The sequence below is a fragment of the Haloparvum sedimenti genome (assembly GCF_001462205.1).
GTDB lineage: Archaea > Halobacteriota > Halobacteria > Halobacteriales > Haloferacaceae > Haloparvum > Haloparvum sedimenti.
In genome coordinates this window covers 14,619-30,511 of the sequence record NZ_LKIR01000139.1, presented here as the reverse complement: position 1 = coordinate 30,511, position 15,893 = coordinate 14,619, and the positions used below count along the sequence as shown (strand labels likewise).

The 15,893-nt window shown below is 70.0% G+C and carries 15 protein-coding genes and 1 tRNA gene; 7 read left to right on the top strand and 9 right to left on the bottom strand.

All coding sequences use genetic code 11. The annotated features are described in order from the left end of the window. Positions 1–908: sensor histidine kinase (locus AN233_RS16625; protein WP_218055097.1), on the top strand; the 908-nt coding region annotated here is incomplete at its 5' end. A gap of 97 nt (positions 909–1,005) precedes the next feature. Beyond that, complete coding sequence (locus AN233_RS13775; RefSeq protein WP_058367353.1) at positions 1,006–1,536, top strand: hypothetical protein; 531 nt, start codon at positions 1,006–1,008, stop codon at positions 1,534–1,536. Positions 1,537–1,596: 60 nt separating this feature from the next. Here the strand turns inward: AN233_RS13775 and AN233_RS13770 are convergent, their stop codons facing one another. After that, entirely contained in the window at positions 1,597–2,994 is a 1,398-nt protein-coding gene (locus tag AN233_RS13770) for a signal recognition particle protein Srp54 (protein WP_058367352.1), read from the bottom strand. Between the two features lie 135 nt (positions 2,995–3,129). On the opposite strand from AN233_RS13770, the gene AN233_RS13765 reads away from it, so the two are divergent. Beyond that, the gene (locus tag AN233_RS13765; protein ID WP_058367351.1) at positions 3,130–3,762 is read left to right on the top strand and encodes a LysE family translocator; all 633 of its coding nucleotides are present in this window, start codon (positions 3,130–3,132) and stop codon (positions 3,760–3,762) included. Positions 3,763–4,226: 464 nt separating this feature from the next. Further along, positions 4,227–5,156, top strand: a complete 930-nt coding sequence (locus tag AN233_RS13760; protein WP_058367350.1) for an ATP-grasp domain-containing protein — start codon at positions 4,227–4,229, stop codon at positions 5,154–5,156. Positions 5,157–5,180: 24 nt separating this feature from the next. Here AN233_RS13760 and AN233_RS13755 read toward each other — a convergent pair whose 3' ends face one another. The 4 genes from AN233_RS13755 to AN233_RS13740 all read right to left on the bottom strand — a co-directional run bounded on the left by AN233_RS13755 (position 5,181) and on the right by AN233_RS13740 (position 8,259). After that, positions 5,181–5,558, bottom strand: coding sequence for an Hsp20/alpha crystallin family protein (locus AN233_RS13755; protein ID WP_058367349.1), 378 nt, complete (start codon positions 5,556–5,558; stop codon positions 5,181–5,183). A gap of 118 nt (positions 5,559–5,676) precedes the next feature. After that, positions 5,677–6,033 carry a DsrE family protein gene (locus AN233_RS13750; protein ID WP_058367348.1) on the bottom strand — a complete coding sequence of 119 codons (357 nt, stop codon included), beginning with the start codon at positions 6,031–6,033 and terminating at the stop codon, positions 5,677–5,679. 65 nt (positions 6,034–6,098) lie between these two features. Then, positions 6,099–7,571, bottom strand: coding sequence for a dihydrolipoyl dehydrogenase (locus AN233_RS13745; RefSeq protein WP_058367347.1), 1,473 nt, complete (start codon positions 7,569–7,571; stop codon positions 6,099–6,101). Between the two features lie 271 nt (positions 7,572–7,842). Then, on the bottom strand, positions 7,843–8,259 hold the full coding sequence (locus tag AN233_RS13740) for a type IV pilin (protein WP_058367346.1): 417 nt from the start codon (positions 8,257–8,259) through the stop codon (positions 7,843–7,845). 596 nt (positions 8,260–8,855) lie between these two features. Here AN233_RS13740 and AN233_RS13735 point away from each other — a divergent pair. Next, positions 8,856–9,344: a type II toxin-antitoxin system death-on-curing family toxin gene (locus AN233_RS13735; protein WP_058367345.1), complete on the top strand. Its 489-nt coding sequence runs from the start codon at positions 8,856–8,858 to the stop codon at positions 9,342–9,344. A 25-nt stretch (positions 9,345–9,369) separates the two neighbouring features. Further along, on the top strand, positions 9,370–9,510 hold the full coding sequence (locus AN233_RS17455) for a hypothetical protein (protein WP_176696699.1): 141 nt from the start codon (positions 9,370–9,372) through the stop codon (positions 9,508–9,510). Between the two features lie 191 nt (positions 9,511–9,701). Here AN233_RS17455 and AN233_RS13730 read toward each other — a convergent pair. The 3 genes from AN233_RS13730 to AN233_RS13720 all read right to left on the bottom strand — a co-directional run bounded on the left by AN233_RS13730 (position 9,702) and on the right by AN233_RS13720 (position 14,110). Next, a tRNA-Arg gene (locus AN233_RS13730) sits at positions 9,702–9,774 on the bottom strand. 97 nt (positions 9,775–9,871) lie between these two features. Beyond that, positions 9,872–12,382 (bottom strand): efflux RND transporter permease subunit, encoded by a 2,511-nt coding sequence (locus tag AN233_RS13725; protein ID WP_080508478.1) that lies wholly within the window; start codon positions 12,380–12,382, stop codon positions 9,872–9,874. Beyond that, positions 12,383–14,110: a COG1361 S-layer family protein gene (locus AN233_RS13720; RefSeq protein ID WP_058367344.1), complete on the bottom strand. Its 1,728-nt coding sequence runs from the start codon at positions 14,108–14,110 to the stop codon at positions 12,383–12,385. Between the two features lie 233 nt (positions 14,111–14,343). On the opposite strand from AN233_RS13720, the gene AN233_RS13715 reads away from it, so the two are divergent. After that, entirely contained in the window at positions 14,344–15,150 is an 807-nt protein-coding gene (locus AN233_RS13715; RefSeq protein WP_058367343.1) for a TrmB family transcriptional regulator, read from the top strand. 117 nt (positions 15,151–15,267) lie between these two features. Here AN233_RS13715 and AN233_RS13710 read toward each other — a convergent pair whose 3' ends face one another. Further along, a complete protein-coding gene (locus tag AN233_RS13710; RefSeq protein ID WP_058367342.1) occupies positions 15,268–15,849 on the bottom strand; it encodes a 2Fe-2S iron-sulfur cluster-binding protein in 582 nt (193 codons plus the stop codon). Between the last annotated feature and the right edge of the window lie 44 nt (positions 15,850–15,893).

Genomic DNA, 15,893 nt, shown 5'->3' with positions numbered 1-15,893 from the left:
GCCAGCTCCGCCGGGGACAGAACGTCCGGCAGGAGGTGCGGCGGCGGACCGCCGACGGCGACCGGTACTTCCTGATCCACGTGATCCCCGTCCAGCTCGACGCCGAGAACATCTCCGGCTACGCCATCTACACCGACGTGACCGAGCGCCGCGAGTACGAACAGCGCCTCGAGCGCCAGAACGAGCGGCTCGACCAGTTCGCCTCCATCGTCTCGCACGACCTCAGAAATCCCCTCTCGGTGGCGACGGGCTACCTCGAGCTCGCGCGCGAGACCGGAGACGAGGAGCACTTCGACCGCGTCGACGCCGCGCTCGACCGGATGGACCACCTCGTCGAGGACCTGCTGTCGCTCGCGCGGAAGGGTGAGATCGTCGGCGAGCGGCGGGAGACCTCGCTGCGCGCGCTCGCGGAGCGCGCGTGGGCGAACGTCTCGACCGAGGACGCGGAGCTCGTCGTCGAGGAGGACCGGACCCTGAACGTCGACCCCGACAGGGCAACGGAGCTGCTGGAGAACCTGTTCCGCAACGCCGTCGAACACGGCTCCACCGCCGGCGACGGTGGGGGTGGAGGTGGAGACGCTGACGCCGGCGGGCCTGCCACCCGACCGAGCGTCGACGCCCCCGCCGCCCCCACGGTCCGGGTGGGCCCCGTCGAGTATCGGGGCGGCGATGCGACCGGGTTCTACGTCGAGGACGACGGCCCGGGCATCCCCGAAAACGAGCGCGAGAAGGTGTTCGAGACGGGGTACACCAGCGACGAGACCGGAACCGGCCTCGGCCTCGCCATCACGCGGCACATCGCGGAGGCCCACGGCTGGGACGTTCGCGCACTCAGCGGCCACGAGGGGGGCGCCCGCTTCGAGTTCAAGTTCGACGAGTCCCGCGAGGCCAGCGCCGCCGAGTCGTAGGATCGGTGAACGCGGCGTCCTCCGACAACTTCCCGCCCGACCGGACGGGGGTCTCCCCGCCGCCGCCGTTTTGCCCCCGCGTGCCGTACGGTGACGCATGCCGACAGTGATCGCGGTTCGGGCGGCCGACGGTGCCGTCGTCGCGGCGGACCGGCTGGCGACCCGTGACGGACGCGTCCGGAGCCGCGACCGGCGGCGCGTCTTCTCGTTCGACGGCTGGCTGCTCGGAGTCGCGTCCGGGGACGTCGACCGGGTGCGCGACCGACTGGCGGTCGCCGTCGAGGAGTACCGCACCGAGCGCGGTTACACGCCGGGGATCGAGCCGCTCGGGCGGCTGGCCGCGGAGGTCGCGACCGCCGCGGACGCCGACCTCGTCGTGGCCGCCCGGGACGACGCGGGCGCGGCGCGCGTGGCCGCGGTGCGCGCGGACGGGAGCCGGCTCGCGGAGTCGCCCGTCGCGCTCGGCTCCGGCGCCGAGTTGGCGCTCGGTCGGCTGGAGGCCGCGTCGCTCGACGTGCCCGTCGAGAGGGCCGCGGAGACGGTCCGTGAGGTCCTCGCGGGGACCGCCGAGCGCGACCCCGAGACGGGGGAAAGGGTCGACGCGGCGACGCTCGACGACGAGGACTGATCCGCTTCGTCGCGGCCGTAAGGAGTCAAAAATCAGCCGGCTCGTCCGCGGTCGCGGTCGTCAGCCGAACGGGCCCTTGCCGCCGCCCATCAGGTCGCCGAGGCCGCCGCCGCCACCGCCGCCCATCTTCTTCATCATGCGCTGCATGTCGCCGTCCCCCATCCCCTGGAACTGCTCGATGGTGCGCTCCATCATCCGGTGCTGTTCGAGCAGCTGGTTGACGGTCTCCTCGTCGGTGCCGGAGCCGCGGGCGATGCGGCGGACGCGCTCCTGACCGACCGTGCGGGGGTTCTCCAGCTCCTCGTCGGTCATCGAGTCCATGACCACCTCGAACCGGCGCATCCGGTCCTGTGTCACGTCCATCGCGTCGTCGGGGAGCTGGTCCATCATCCCGCCGCCCATGCCGGGGATCATGTCCATCACCTGGTCGAGCGGCCCCATCTTGTTCATCGCCGCCATCTGCTTTTGCATGTCCTTCAGGGTGAAGCTCCCCTGCAGCATGTCCTCGGGCTCCCAGTCGTCCTCCTCCTCGCCCGTCTCCGCCATCGCGCGCTCGACGCGCTCGGAGAGCTGCTTGAGGTCGCCCATCCCGAGCAGCCGGGAGATGAACCCGGACGGCTCGAAGCGCTCGATGTCCTGGACCGTCTCGCCGGTCCCGAGGAACGCGATGGAGGAGTCGGTCTCGTTGACCGCCGTCAACGCGCCGCCACCTTTCGCGGTCCCGTCGAGCTTGGTGATCATCACGCCGTCGATGCCGATCGACGACTCGAACTGGCTGGCCTGATCCTTCGCGCCCTGGCCGATGGCGGCGTCGAGCACGAGCAGCGAGCGGTCGGGGCTCACTTCGGCCTCGATCTGCTCGATCTCGTCGATCAGGTCGTCCTCCAGCGCGTGGCGACCGGCGGTGTCGACGATGCGCACGTCGGCGTCCTGGGTCTCCTCGAGTCCCTTCCGGGCGATGTCGACCGGGTCGTCGTTGTCCGGGTCGCCGTAGAAGTCGACCTCGGCGCGCTCGCACATCTGCTTGGCCTGGTCGTAGGCGCCGGGCCGGAAGGTGTCCGTCTGGATGACGGCGGGGCGGAGCCCCTTCTTGGAGAACCACCACGCCATCTTGGCGGCGGAGGTGGTCTTCCCCGACCCCTGCAGACCGGCGAGCATGATCGTCTGCGGCTCCAGCGGGAGCTCCGTGGAGTCGCCCACCAGATCGACCATCTCCTCGTAGACGATCTTGAGGACGTGGTCCTTCGCGGTCGTGCCGCCCGGCGGCTCCTCCTCCAGCGCGCGCGTCTCGATAGCGTCCGACAGCTCCATCACGAGGGAGACGTCGACGTCGGCGGAGAGCAGGGAGCGCTGGATCTCCTTGACGATCTCCTCGACGTCGTCCTCGCTGAGTCGGGACTTCCCCTGCAGCTTGTTCAGACTGCCGCGGAGGGAGCTCCCGAGGTCGTCCAGTACCATTTGCCCGACCTTGGCGGTCCACGCGGTAAAGGCTTTGTTCGTCGCGTTCGCGCGGGCGGGACGCCGCCGGCCGGCCGCGAGCGCTCCCTGCCGGCACCGACGCGCTGAAACCGTCCCCGGCCGCACGCCTCCTCGATGGCGCTCCCCGACCCCGCGACGTACCTGCTGTTTCTGTCGGCCGCGGTCGCGCTGATCCTCGCGCCCGGACCGGACACGCTGTTCGTGCTCTCGCAGGGGGTCCAGTCGCGGGGGCTCGGCGTCCGCGCCGCGCTCGGCGTCGCCGTCGGCGTGCTGTTCCACACAGTGCTCGCGGTGCTCGGCCTCGCGGCCGTCTACCGGACCGTCCCCGCGGCCGCGGACGCGGTCCGACTGTTCGGCGGGGCGTATCTGGCCCTGCTGGGCGCGGTGACGCTGCGGAACGCGGGCGGCGAGGAAGCGGTCGGGGGCGGTGAGGCGGAGAACCGCGCCGCGACCGCGGCTGCGCCCGGCGGTTTCCGCCGCGGCTTCCTCGTGAACGCCGCCAACCCGCAGGTGGCGCTGTTCTTCCTCGCGCTGCTGCCGGGGTTCGTCGAGGGGCCGGACCGGACGCTCGGCATGGCGGTGCTCGGCGGCACCTACGCCGTCCTGACCGCGGGCTACCTCGCGGCCGTGGCGACCGCCGCGGACGCCGCCACCTCGCTCGTGGGCGCGCGCTCGACGCGCGTCCTGCTCGACCGCGTCGCCGGCGCCGTGCTGATCGGACTCGGAGCGTGGGTCGCGCTCGGGTGAGTCGGACGGTGACGGAGGGACCGCCGCCCGGGCTCGACCCCGGTGCCGCTCCGCCGATCGCGGCCGGTTCTTCCGGACGCTCCGACCGGCTCTCGGCGCGGCGTGCCCGGGTTTTCTGTCTCGGTCGCAGATCCGGCTGCTCGAGGCAGCGACGTTCGGAGGTCCCGGTACTGTACCGCGCCGCGACTGCGCCGCGACTGCGCCGCGACTGCGCCGCGACCGCACCGCACGATACCGCACGATACCGCACGGCACCGCGACCGCAGCCTCGTCCCTCCCCAGCCTCGGCCGCGGGCCGGCCGCGAAACAGCACCGCACAGCTGGCGGCCGACCCGCGCCCTCCCTCGCGCGCGTTGCTCGCGCGCGCCGACGTGGCGTGCTCGGAAGGGCAACGCCGCCGGGGGGCCCGGGAGTCGCGACCGTGCCCCGCCGCCATTTATGCGTTCGCCGTCCCTGTCGCCGGTATGCTCCGGCTCGCCGTCGCCTCGCGCGCGGAGACGTTCGACCGCATCCGGGACCCCCTCGCGGAGCGCGGGGTCGAGGTCGCCCACCTGCGGGCGAAGGAGCGCGCGATCCGGCTGACGGGCGAGGGTGCCGACCCCTCGCCCGACGGCGGTCCCGACTCCGACGCCAGCGCCGACGCCGACTTCGACGCCGGCTTCGTCTACCCCTCGCGGCTCATGGAGGGCGCGGCGCTGGACGCTCGCCTCGACCTCCCGTGGGTCAACGACCGCGCGGCGGTGGCGGCCTCGCGCAACAAGGCCGGCGTGATCGCGGCGCTGGACGCCGCCGGCCTACCGGTCCCGGAGACGACGATGGTCTCGAACCCCGTCGACGAGGCGGCCGTCCTCGACGCGGTCGAGCCGTTCTCGTTCCCGGTCGTCGTCAAGCCCAACTCCGCGACACGCGGGGTCGGGGTGGCGAAGGCGGGCGACGTGGACGACCTGCTCGGCATCGTCGACTACCTGAACCTGGTCCACGACTACCGGGCGACCGGCGACAAGTCCTACCTGATTCAGGAGTTCCTCCCCGACGCCCGTGACTATCGCGCGATGGTGCTCGCGGACGCCGACGGCGCTCCGACCTACGCCGGCGCCGTGGAGCGGCGGCTCCCCGACGACCGACTGCGGGCGGGGCGCTGGAAGCACAACGTCCACCGCGGCGCGGAGGCGGTCGGCGTCGACCTCCCCGACCGCGCCCGCGAACTGGCGGAGGGGGCGGCCGCGGCGCTGGGGATCGACTACCTCGGCGTCGACCTGCTGGAGGCCGGCGACGGTCGGCTGGTCGTCAACGAGACGAACGCGCGTCCGACCGTCGACGCGGCCACGAAGTACGAACCCGACTTCTACGACCGGCTCGCGGGGCTGGTCCGGCGGACGGCGGAGTCCGAGTGAAAGAGCGGGAGCCGACGGTGCCGCCTACTCCACGTCGATGGCGGCGGCGTCGTCCGCGCGGTCGAACGTCACCTCGAGGACGCCGTTGTTGAACGTCGCGGACGCGGAGTGCTCGTCGACGCGCGCCGGGAGCGTCACGCGCTCCTCGTACTCGCGCCGGTCGGAGACGGCCGAGATGGTGAGCGCCTCGCCGTCGCACTGCAGGGAGAGGCCCTCCTTCGAGACGCCCGGGAGGTCCGCCACGAGCCGCACGGTGTCGTCCTCGACGTACGCGCTGACGTGCGTCTCGGTGCCGAACCCGGACTCGTCGGCCGGGTCGGCGCCGCCGGCCATCCCGTTCATCATCCGCTCGATCTCGTCGAAGATGTCCCCGAACGGATCGTCGCGGTCGTCGCGGTCCATACGCGAGGTGTGGGTACTGTCGCGCATAAGGCTTCTCCCCGCATCGATATCGGCCGCTGCCGGACCGTGGCGATCGAGAAAATCCGCGCGGTCGCGTCCGGCGCCCCCCGTCGCCGACTCAGAAGGTGATGATCTCGTAGTCGTCGTCGACGAGCGACCGGATGCTCGGGTGCCCGTCGTAGTCGTCGAGCGTCACGAGGCCGGCGTCCGCGACCGCGTCCTCGACGCCGAACGCGCCGGAACAGTAGTCACAGACCGCCGCGTCCTCGCGGACGGCCTGGTACAGCTCGTGGTAGTCGCTCTCCGGATCCTCCAGTTCCGGGATCCACTGCGTCCCGGCGCCGTCGAAGATCAGCTCCAGCTCGTCCGCGTCGTTCTCGGCGAACTCCTTGGCCGCCTCCAGGGCGTTCGCCATGCGACCGTAATCGGCGTGCGACTCGTTACCGGCGAGAATCACGATTGCTGCTTTTGCCATCACGCGTCGTTGGCCAGGCCCCTACTAAACCCGTCCGCGGCTGTGTGTCCGCGACGCCGACGCGATCAGCTGTGGTGGTGGTGCCCCCCGTCCCGCCCCGCGTCCCCGCCGCGCGAGAACTGCCCGGTGAACGCGCGGTCGACGACCTCGGAGAGCGCGGGATGGATGTGGACCGACTCGCGGATGTCCGCGACGGTCCCCGACCCCGCGGTCATGGCGACGACGACCTCCTCGATCAGGTTCGATGCCTGCGGGCCGATGATGTGGCAGCCCAGAATTTCGCCGTCGAGGTCGATGAGCACCTTCACGAACCCCTCGGCGCCCATCGCGTCGCCGCGGGCCGTCTCCTCGTAGCGGTAGGTGCGCGTCGCGTACTCGCGGTCCGCCTCCCGGAGGTCACTCTCGGTCGCGCCGACCCCCGCGACCTCGGGCGAGGCGAACACCGCGAACGGCATCGCGGCGTAGTCCACCGGCTCGGGCTCGTCGCCCAGCAGGTTGCGGATGACCGCCTTCGCCTCGTGGTTCGCGCTGTGTTTCAGCAGATACTCGCCGACCACGTCGCCGAGCGCCCAGACGCCCTCCGCGCTCGTCCGCAGGTACTCGTCCGTCTCCACGAACCCGCGGTCGTCGGTCTCGATCCCGGCCGCACCGAGGCCCAGCGCGTCGGTGTTCGGACGCCGCCCCGCCGCGACCAGCAGCGCGTCGCCCGTCACGGTCACGTCGTCCGCGTCGGCCGGGTCGTCGATCCGCTCGCCACCGGCCCGGACCGTCGGGCTCTCGGGGTACGGGCGCGCCTCGACGGTCACCTCGCCGTCCGCCTCCGCGGCCGCGACCGCCTCGTAGCCCGCGTACACGTCGAACCGGTCGGCGTAGCGGTCGGTGAACGCCGCCCCTACCTCGGGGTCGGCCTCCGGCAGGAGGTGCTCGCGTCGGCCGACGATCGTCACGTCGCTGCCGAACGTCCCGAAGAAGTGGCCGAGCTCGGCCGCGATGTAGCCGCCGCCGACGATCACGAGATGGTCGGGCGGCGTCTCCAGCTGGAGCGCCTCGGTGCTGGTGAGGTAGTCCACGTCCTCGATCCCGTCGATGTCCGGGACCGACGGGCGCGCCCCGGTCGCGACGAGGACGGTGTCCGCGCGGAGCGTCGCCCCCTCGTCCGCGCCGTCGACGACCTCGACGGTCCGCTCGTCGACGAACCGCCCGGTCCCCTCGAAGAGGTCGTGACGGGTCGAGGACTTGAGCCCTCGCCGGATCGAGTCCGAGCTCTCCGCCACGTCCTCGTTGACCTCGCGGACGATCTCCGCGAAGTCGACGCCGGTCACGTCCGCGTGGACGCCGAACTCGTCGGCGCGCTCGACCGTCTCCAGCACCTCCGCGTGGTAGAGCAGCTTCTTCGAGGGGATGCAGCCGCGGTTCAGACACGTTCCGCCGAGCGGCCCCTCCTCGACGACCGCGACCGAGTTCCCCCGGCCGGCCATCGCGTTCGCCACGTCCAGTCCGGACCCCGAGCCGATAACGAGGAAGTCGAACTCCTGCATGGCTGGACCAACCGCGGCCACGGGCAAGAAGGAGGGGGCGGGTCGGCGCGGCGCGCGCACGGGCGCGTCCGTCCGGTGACTGTTCGAGCTTCTGACGAGGGTCGGCGTCCGGCTCGTTCTCGGGGGCGTAGGGGTCGCGTAGGTCGGAGGTCACGGGGACCCTCGGGAAGGACGACGGCTGGCACTCCCCGGTCACGAACCGAGGACTCGATTGGCCATCCGGGAAGCGAGACGCTAGCGATCCGAGAAAAACGGAAGAGCAGCCGACGCGTCAGGGCGTGCTTCTGGAGCCGATCGTCTGAGAGGAACTCCCGTCGTCGGACGTCCAGATGACTCTGACCTCGTCGGAGACGTATTCGTTCTCACCCGTTGCCGAGCCTGCAGTGATCGTTCCCGTCTCCCAGGCGCCCTGAGACGAGCTCTCCCACGTCTTGTTCAACCCACCAACACTGATCTGATCGGCGTTAAGCGAATCGCCACCAGCGTGAGTAATCACGACGGAGGTATTGGAGCTGTTGAATTCGTAATCGAAGCTCGCACTCGGCGAGTTCTGCGAGACGCTGTCGCCGAGTCCGAGCACGAAGGTGCCGATGACGGCCGCGAGAATGACCGTAATGGCCACCATCAGGATAACCCCGATCACGGGGGACACTGCGCGATCGTCGGTGATGAGTTTGCTGAGATTCATCCTGGTGCTGATTCTTGGTTGACTATTCATAAGTTAGACGGACAAATTATCTGATGTGAGAATTCAACCTACAGACATATATTCGCCTGAAAGAGAAGTCGAACCGCCGTGAAAACGGCTGTTTGATAGCCCCGGATTCCCCGGGGTTTTGGAGCCAATCGCTTCGATCGGAGCATTGCGAATTCACTGGTCCGTCATGGATGTCGAATGGGAAATATGATCCTGCGACAGAGATCGCCACCGATGATATCCGCTATCTGAGTCATTTCGGAGCAAACCCCTCAGTCACATTCAGATTAATCGACCGACGTGACGGGACCGCGATCGGTGACGTATTGAACCCGACTTCAGACGCCCCCTGAGTGGTGGCCGGAAGTGCCGAAATCGGCGCGTCGGATGCACCTACGGCTACGCTACGAGAGGTCCCGAATCGATCCGTGAAAGAACGGGCGCGACGGGCGCTATTTCGACTGTCGAACGACTCGACCTTTGAGGCGTGAGGCGGCCGAATTCGACGTCATTGAAACGGTGATATCTCATATCATTCAGCCGGCGATGACAAAATCTACACTGGTGTAGCACCGACGCCAGAGCGAATGGCCGACTCGTTGTGGTACCCGTCCGTCGAGGATGTGGTCGCCATCCACGACGACGTCGTCGCGGAGTACCCCGACACTCCCGCCGGTGTCCGGAACCGCGGCGACATCGAGTTCGCATTAAACTACATCGAAGCGGGCAGCTTCGGCTCCGCACCGGAAACGATCCACAAAAAGGCGTTCCACCTCCTCCGACTCCTCGTCGCCAATCACCCGTTCGTCGATGCGAACAAACGGACCGCACTCAACGTGACTGCCGTCTTTTACTTCCTCAACGGGTATCGGTTCGAGTACGACGACGAAGTGAGAACGATCCTGAAAGAATTCGGGACCGACGAAGCGGCCGTTGATGAGGAGGACGCCACCGAGTATCTCCGATCCCGCACAGAAGAGCTGGATCTGGCCGGTGAGATCGAGGAATGGCGAGAGGAACTCGTCCGGTACGGGCTGGATCAGTTGACCGGCGATTCCTCGGACCCGAACGATTAACGGCCTTCGAAGCGTCCGTTCAGGTATGGCCACCGAAGAAGGCGCAGAAACGACCTCTCCGCTTGACGACGTGATGGTGGACATCCGGCGGGAACTGGTTCGGCGGGTCGCGGCGGACGACCGCGATTCGAACCGGGACATCTACGACGCTCTCGAAGACGAATAAGCGGACAGAGCAATCGTTAGTCGGAGCCGGCCAGAGCAGTCGATCTGCGAATGATTTTCTCTGTCGAATCCAGCTTTGCCTGTACGCGACCCCCACCGATGCACCAGTAGACGATCACCTGTCGAACGAAAGCACGCTCCTCGCAGTATTACGGCAGTTACCCCGACGCAGCCATGCGATCAGAACGTATACGGGCGCGACGGGATTTGAACCCGCGGCATCTTGGTCCGGAACCAAGTGCTCTGTCCGCTGAGCTACGCGCCCTCACGTACGCGTTTCCCGGCGGGCGGTTTAACGCTTCTGAAAGATCGAATCGGGGGCGGGGTCCGCGGTCCCGGGCGCGATGGCGGCCGCGAGCGGATCAGTCGTCGACGGGGGATTCGCGACCGGTATCGGCCGGGGGCGCGGTCTCTCCGCGATCGGTCAGCAGGCGGCCGACCCACAGCAGGCGGGGCTCGCGGTCGACGACCGCGACCCAGACGACGAGCGCGGGCGGGAGGACGACCAGCGAGGCGACGTACGCGAGGAAGATGCTCGCGGCCGTCAGCAGCCCGAACTGCCCCAGAAGCGGCGTGATCGCCAGCACCAGCACGCCGGTGCCGACGACGGTGGTGAGCATCGTGCCGGTGAGCGCGCCGCCGGTCCCGCGCAGGGTGCGCTCGAGCGCGCGGTCCACGTCGCCGCTCGCCGCGTACTCGTCGTGGAAGCGGTGGGAGACGTGGACGGTGTAGTCGACCCCGAGCCCGATGGTGATCGAGAGGATCGTCGCCGTGAGCGCGTTGAACGGGACCCCGAACGCGCGCATCGTCGCGGTCAGGGCGGCGATGGAGACGACCACGGGGACGAGCGTGACGGCGCCGAGGGTCGGCCGCCCGAGGAACAGGCCGTAGAGGACGACGAGGAACACCGCCGAGAGCCCGACGGCCGCGGTCAGCGACCGGATCGCGGAGGTGAAGATCGTGTCCGCGACCGCCTGGAAGACGACGATCTCGCCGGTCGCGGTGGCGTCGCCGCGGTAGCGGTCCGCCACCGCGCGGGCGTCCGCGGTGATCGCGGCGTCGGTGGCGTCCGACTCCACCTCGTAGACGATCCGCGTCGCGCGGCCGTCGTCGGTGAGGTACTCCGCGGTGAAGTCGGCGTAGCCCGAGTCGCGCAACTCGGCGTAGATCCGGTCGAGGTTGCGGTTCGGCGGCCCCTCGTCGAGGCTCGAGTCGTCGACGAGGGCGTCGAACTCGGGGTTCTCGTCGGCGTAGCCGTCGACGACGTCGCGGACGCTGGTGGTGCGCGCGCGGCCGTCCTCCTCGATGAACGTCGGCGGCGGGTCCCGCTCGACGCGGGCCTGTTCGCGGAGGGCGTGGTCCTCGCGCATGCGCGTTTCGACATAAACCGTGACGGTGTCGTCCTGTCCGGTGGCGAACTTCTCCTCCAGCAGGCTGATGCGGGCGTTGACGGTGTAGTCCGCGGGCTGCATCGGCCCCGGGAGGTACTGGACGTACGCGGGCTCCTCGGAGGGCGGCAGGAAGTCCTCGTCGTCGAAGGTGGTGTCGACGCCCGCACCGTAGACGCCCGCGCCGGCGGTCAGAAGGAGCACGACCGCCAGGAAGACCGCGGGCGCGGGTCGGGAGAGGTCCGACAGCGAGGGGAGCAGGCGGCCGAGCGCCGAATCCTCCGAGCCGAGCGGCCGGGTGCCGAACGCGGGGAGGTCGGTCGTCTCGCGCCAGCGGTCGAGCTCCAGCTTCGCGGCCGGAAGGAAGCCGGCGAAGATGATCAGGGTGAACAAGATTCCGATGCCCGCGACGATCCCGAACTCGCGGATCGGCTCGAGCCCGCTCGCGAGGTTGGCGAGGAAGCCGATGACGGTCGTGCCCGCGATGACGGTGTAGGCGACGACCAGTTGGCGCAGACACGTCCGCATCGCGGGGCCGGGGGCGGCGCCCGCCTCCGCCCGCTCCTCGCGGTAGCGGTTCACCGTGTGGATCCCGAAGTCGATGCCGATGGCCAGGAGGAGCACCGGCACCGCGATCAGCATGTCCGAGAAGGGGATCCCGGCGTAGCCGGTGAACCCGACGGTCCAGACGACGGTCATCAGGAGCGCGACGCCGCCGAGCGCGAAGTCGAAGGGGTCGCGGTAGGCGTACGCCAGCAGGCCGAGGATCGCCGCCAGCGCCGCCGGGACGACGATGAACAGCGAGTCGAAGATGACGCTCTCGAACTCGTCGTCGACGATGCCGCTCCCGAAGACGACCACGTCGCCCTCGGTGCGCTCGACGACGTCCTCCACGCCGCGCTGGACCTCGGTCGCGTCCGCCTGCGCGGGGAACTCGTGGGTGACGACGCCGATGGCCGCGGACGCCTCCCGGCTCTCGGGCCGGAAGTCGTCGCTCAACAGGGTGTCGAAGCTCGGGTCCTCGGCGGCCGCGTCGACCGCGGCGCGGACCTCCGCGTCGGTGGCCGACTCGACGGCCTCGCGCTGCGCCTCGGCGGTCTCCGCCTCGGGGTCGAGCTCCTGAGCCACCGCCGAGGCCGGGCTCCGGGTGCTCTCGACCCGAAGCGACCCGCGCTCCTCGACGCGCTCCTGCGTGCGGAGCATCGTCACCAGCCCGGCCTTATCGAGCACGTTCGTGTCCCGCTGGATCAGCTGGGTGGTCTGTGACTCCTCGTCGAAGGCGGGCTCGAAGCGCCGGTTCACCTCGTCGAGCGCGTCCGCCTCGGGTACGTCGTCGACGAACTGGCCGGTCCCGGTCTGCGTCTCGACGAACGCCATCCCCGGCGCGAACAGCACGGTGACGAGCAGGCAGGCGACGACGACCCGGCGCGGCCGCTCCACGACGCGGTCGGCGACGGACTGAAGGACCCGCTCGGCGCGGCGCATCTACTCGGAGCCGGATCCCCCGCGGAGCCGGCCGACCCGGGCCGCGAGCGACTCGCGCTTCCAGTAGCCGACCCCGGCCAGCAGCGCGAGGAGGACGACTGCGACGACGGCGATCAGCGTCGCCGCTCCGCCGTTCTCCGGTTCGGTCACGTCGACCGGGAGCCGGTAGGCCTCGCTGAGTTCGGAGTCGCCGTCGGCGTCGTCGTACCGGAAGTCGGCCGAGACGGAGTAGGCCTTGGTCGAGGCGTCGCCGCCGACGTCGACCGTGAACGAGAGCGTCGTCGTCTCGTTCGGCCCGATCTCGGAGACGAACGCCTCGTCGTCGGTCGCGTCCAGCGGGTCGGTGGCGAACAGCTTCGCCTCCACGTTGCTGACGGGCTCGTCGTTCAGGTTCCGGACCGCGACCTCGTAGGTCGTCTCGCCGCCGCGCTCCGCGACGGGGTCGACCGCCTCGACCGCGAAGGCGTCCCGCTCCGGGGCCACGCCGACGACCACGTCGAGCGCGTCGGAGGTGGCGACGTCTCCGGCCGCGTCGCGGTACCGCGTCGCCACGTTGAGCGTCCGGTTGCCCGCGCGGGCGTCCTCGCGCACCCCGGCCTCGAACGTGGCTGTCGCGTTCTCGCCCGGACCGAGGTCGCCCACGCGAACCCGGTTGTCCCGCGGGACGACGTTTTCGTCGAGCGGGACGGTCTGACCGCCGAGGGCGCCCGCGGCGCCGCCCCCGCCGCCCCCGCCGCCCGTGGGCGCCTCGTTCTCGAAGACGACGACCACCTCCTCGGCCGGCAGCGGACCGTCGTTCGCCACCTCGACGGTGAAGGTGCCGTCCTCGTTCACGCGCAGGTCGCTCGCGACGCCGCGCGCCGAGAAGGACTGAGCGGGGAGCGGCGTGATCCCGGAACGGATCGTCCGCGTCTCCGCCTCCGCGCCCTCCGCGTCGCGGATGACGGCCTCGAACTCGACCGTCGAGGGGCGGACGGTCGCCTCCTCGGCGGCCGTCAGCCGGTAGGTGACGGTCCGGTTCTCGCCCGGTTCCCACCGGTCGACGAACGTCTCCGTCGTGCCCGCCTCGGTGACGTACGAGAGGTCCGGGTCGGTCGGCGTCATCGACAGCGAGACGTTGCGGGCGGGGTCCTCGCCCACGTTCCGGAGGGTGACGTTCGCCAGCCCGTTCGTGCCCGCCTGCACGTCGGCGTCCACGTCCACGACCGCGAAGCGGGCGCGGTCGGTCACCTCGACCTCGACGGTGACGGTCTCGGTCACGTCGCGCTCGTCGCGGATCGTCGCGCCGTCCTCGATCTCTGCGCGGTAGGCGTGTCTGTACTCCAGCGTCAGCGGGACCTCGTAGGTGCCCGGCGTGACGTTCTCGTCGGGGACGACGGTGAAGTCGATGGGGCCGGTCTGGCCCTCGCCCACGTCGCCGATCGGCTGCTCGCCGGTCCTGACGGTGAACGGGATCGCCGAGTCGTCGATCCGCGCGGTCGCGGACTGGGCGGTGATCACGTCGCTCTCGAGGGAGTCCTGTCCGCGTTCGTCGAGGTCGCCGCGGTTGTTCAGCGTGATCTGCAGCGTCGCCTCCTCCCCCGGGACGAACGCGGTCTCCGGCGCGTACGCCTCGATGTCGGGTTCGCCGCGCGCGGTGTCGGACTGCTGAGCGGCGACGATCGTCGCTCCCGAGGCGACCAGCAGGACCGAGACCAAAACGAGCGCGGCAATGCGTTTCCTGTCCATTCGGCTCGACCGCGGCTACGGGCCTCGCGGGTAATAGGGTTGGCAAACATGGAGAAACATCGTCTCCGTTTTCAGAGAGGTTTGAGAGCCGACCCCGAGATGTTCGGTAGCCGACGGCCACCGGCCCATCACCGATGAGTGGTCGGGGGATCCCGAAACGAATGCCGGCCCGCCACGCGACAACTCGCGGGCGTTTCCCTCGCGCTTATTTATAAACCACTCGTAGCCGGGACATGGACTCGCTGTGTGACCTCGGGCTCACGAGCTACGAGGACCGGGCCTACCGGGCACTGCTGTCGATCGGGACGGGGACGGCCGCGAGGGTCTCCGAGGAGAGCGGCGTGCCGAAGGGGCGGATCTACGACGCGCTCGGCGGCCTCCGGTCGCGAGGGCTCGTCCGCGAGCAGACCGCGGGGGACCCGAAGCGCTACGTCGCCGTGGAGCCGGAGATCGCGGTCGACCGACTGGTCGAGGCGCGGACGCGGGAGCTCTCCGAGCGCATCGAGACGATGGAGGACGAACGCGAGGACCTCGTGGACCGACTCGCGGGGGCTGGGACGCCGGAGGACGCCTTCTGGACCGCGGCGGTGGGCGCGGCCGACTCGCGGGAGCTGCTGTTTGAGCGCCTCGACGCCGCCGACGAGCGCGTCGTCGTCGCTGCGGAGGCGGTCTCCGCACAGTTCGAGATCGGCGAGGAGGGCGACGCCGTCCTCGACCGACTGCTGTCGGCGGTCCGACGCGGCGTCGAGGTGTCGGTCATGCTCTCGCCGGACGTGTTCGACGACGCCCGCGACGCCGTCGACGACGAGCGCGCGGCCGCGGCGCTGGCCCAGTCGCCCTTCGAACTTCGAGTGACCGACGCGATGTACGGAACCTTCCACCTGATCGACGGCGTCGAGGTGTGTCTGGAGGTGCCGGACCCGCTGGCGCCCGACCGCCTGTTCGGCATGCTCGACCTCCGGGACCCGACGTTCGCCGCCCGCGTCGAGGAGGGGTTCGCGGAGGCGTGGGACGACGCGACGCCCATCGCGGACGTCTGACGCGCGGCCGCGTCGCTGAAAGAAGAACGCGGTGGACAGAAATCGCCCGCTCACAGAAACAGTCTGCAGAGAGACACCGCGCCGAAATCCGGCGAACCCCGACCGCGGACGGACCGACTACGGCGCTTCGCCGGTCTCGATGCTGAACGAGTCGCGCGGGTACGCGACGCAGGTGAGCGTGTAGCCGTCGTCGATCTCGGCCTCCTCCAGCATCTGCTGGTTGTCGTGGACGACGAAGTCCTCGGAGGGGCCGTCCGTGATGTGGCCCGCACAGGAGACGCACTGCCCCTGTCGGCAGGCGTACGGCAGGTCCCAGCCCTGCTCCTCGCCCTGGTCGAGGATCGGCTCGTTGTTGGCGAGCTCGACCGTCTCGCCCTGCTTGACGAACTCGACCTCGTAGTACTCGACCTCGTCTTCGGGGATGTCGCCGGGACCGGCCTCCTCCTCGGCGCCGCCCTCGGCGAGTTCGCCCTCCTCGCCCTCGGCGCCGCCGCCGACGGCCGCGGCGCCGCCGCCACCGCCGATGGAGCGGTTCATCGGCTCCGGGAACTCCGTCTCCGGGACGGTCGACGCTCGGTGCTCCAGCACCTCCGCCGAGATGTCCGCGGACGGCTCCCACCCGCTCCCCCGCAGGTTGGAGAAGAAGACGACGACGAGCACCATGCCCGCCGCCAGCGCAATCGCCAGTGGGTTATACATGAGCGACGCTACGGAGAGGGTCCTTAAGGCGGTTTTGATCGATC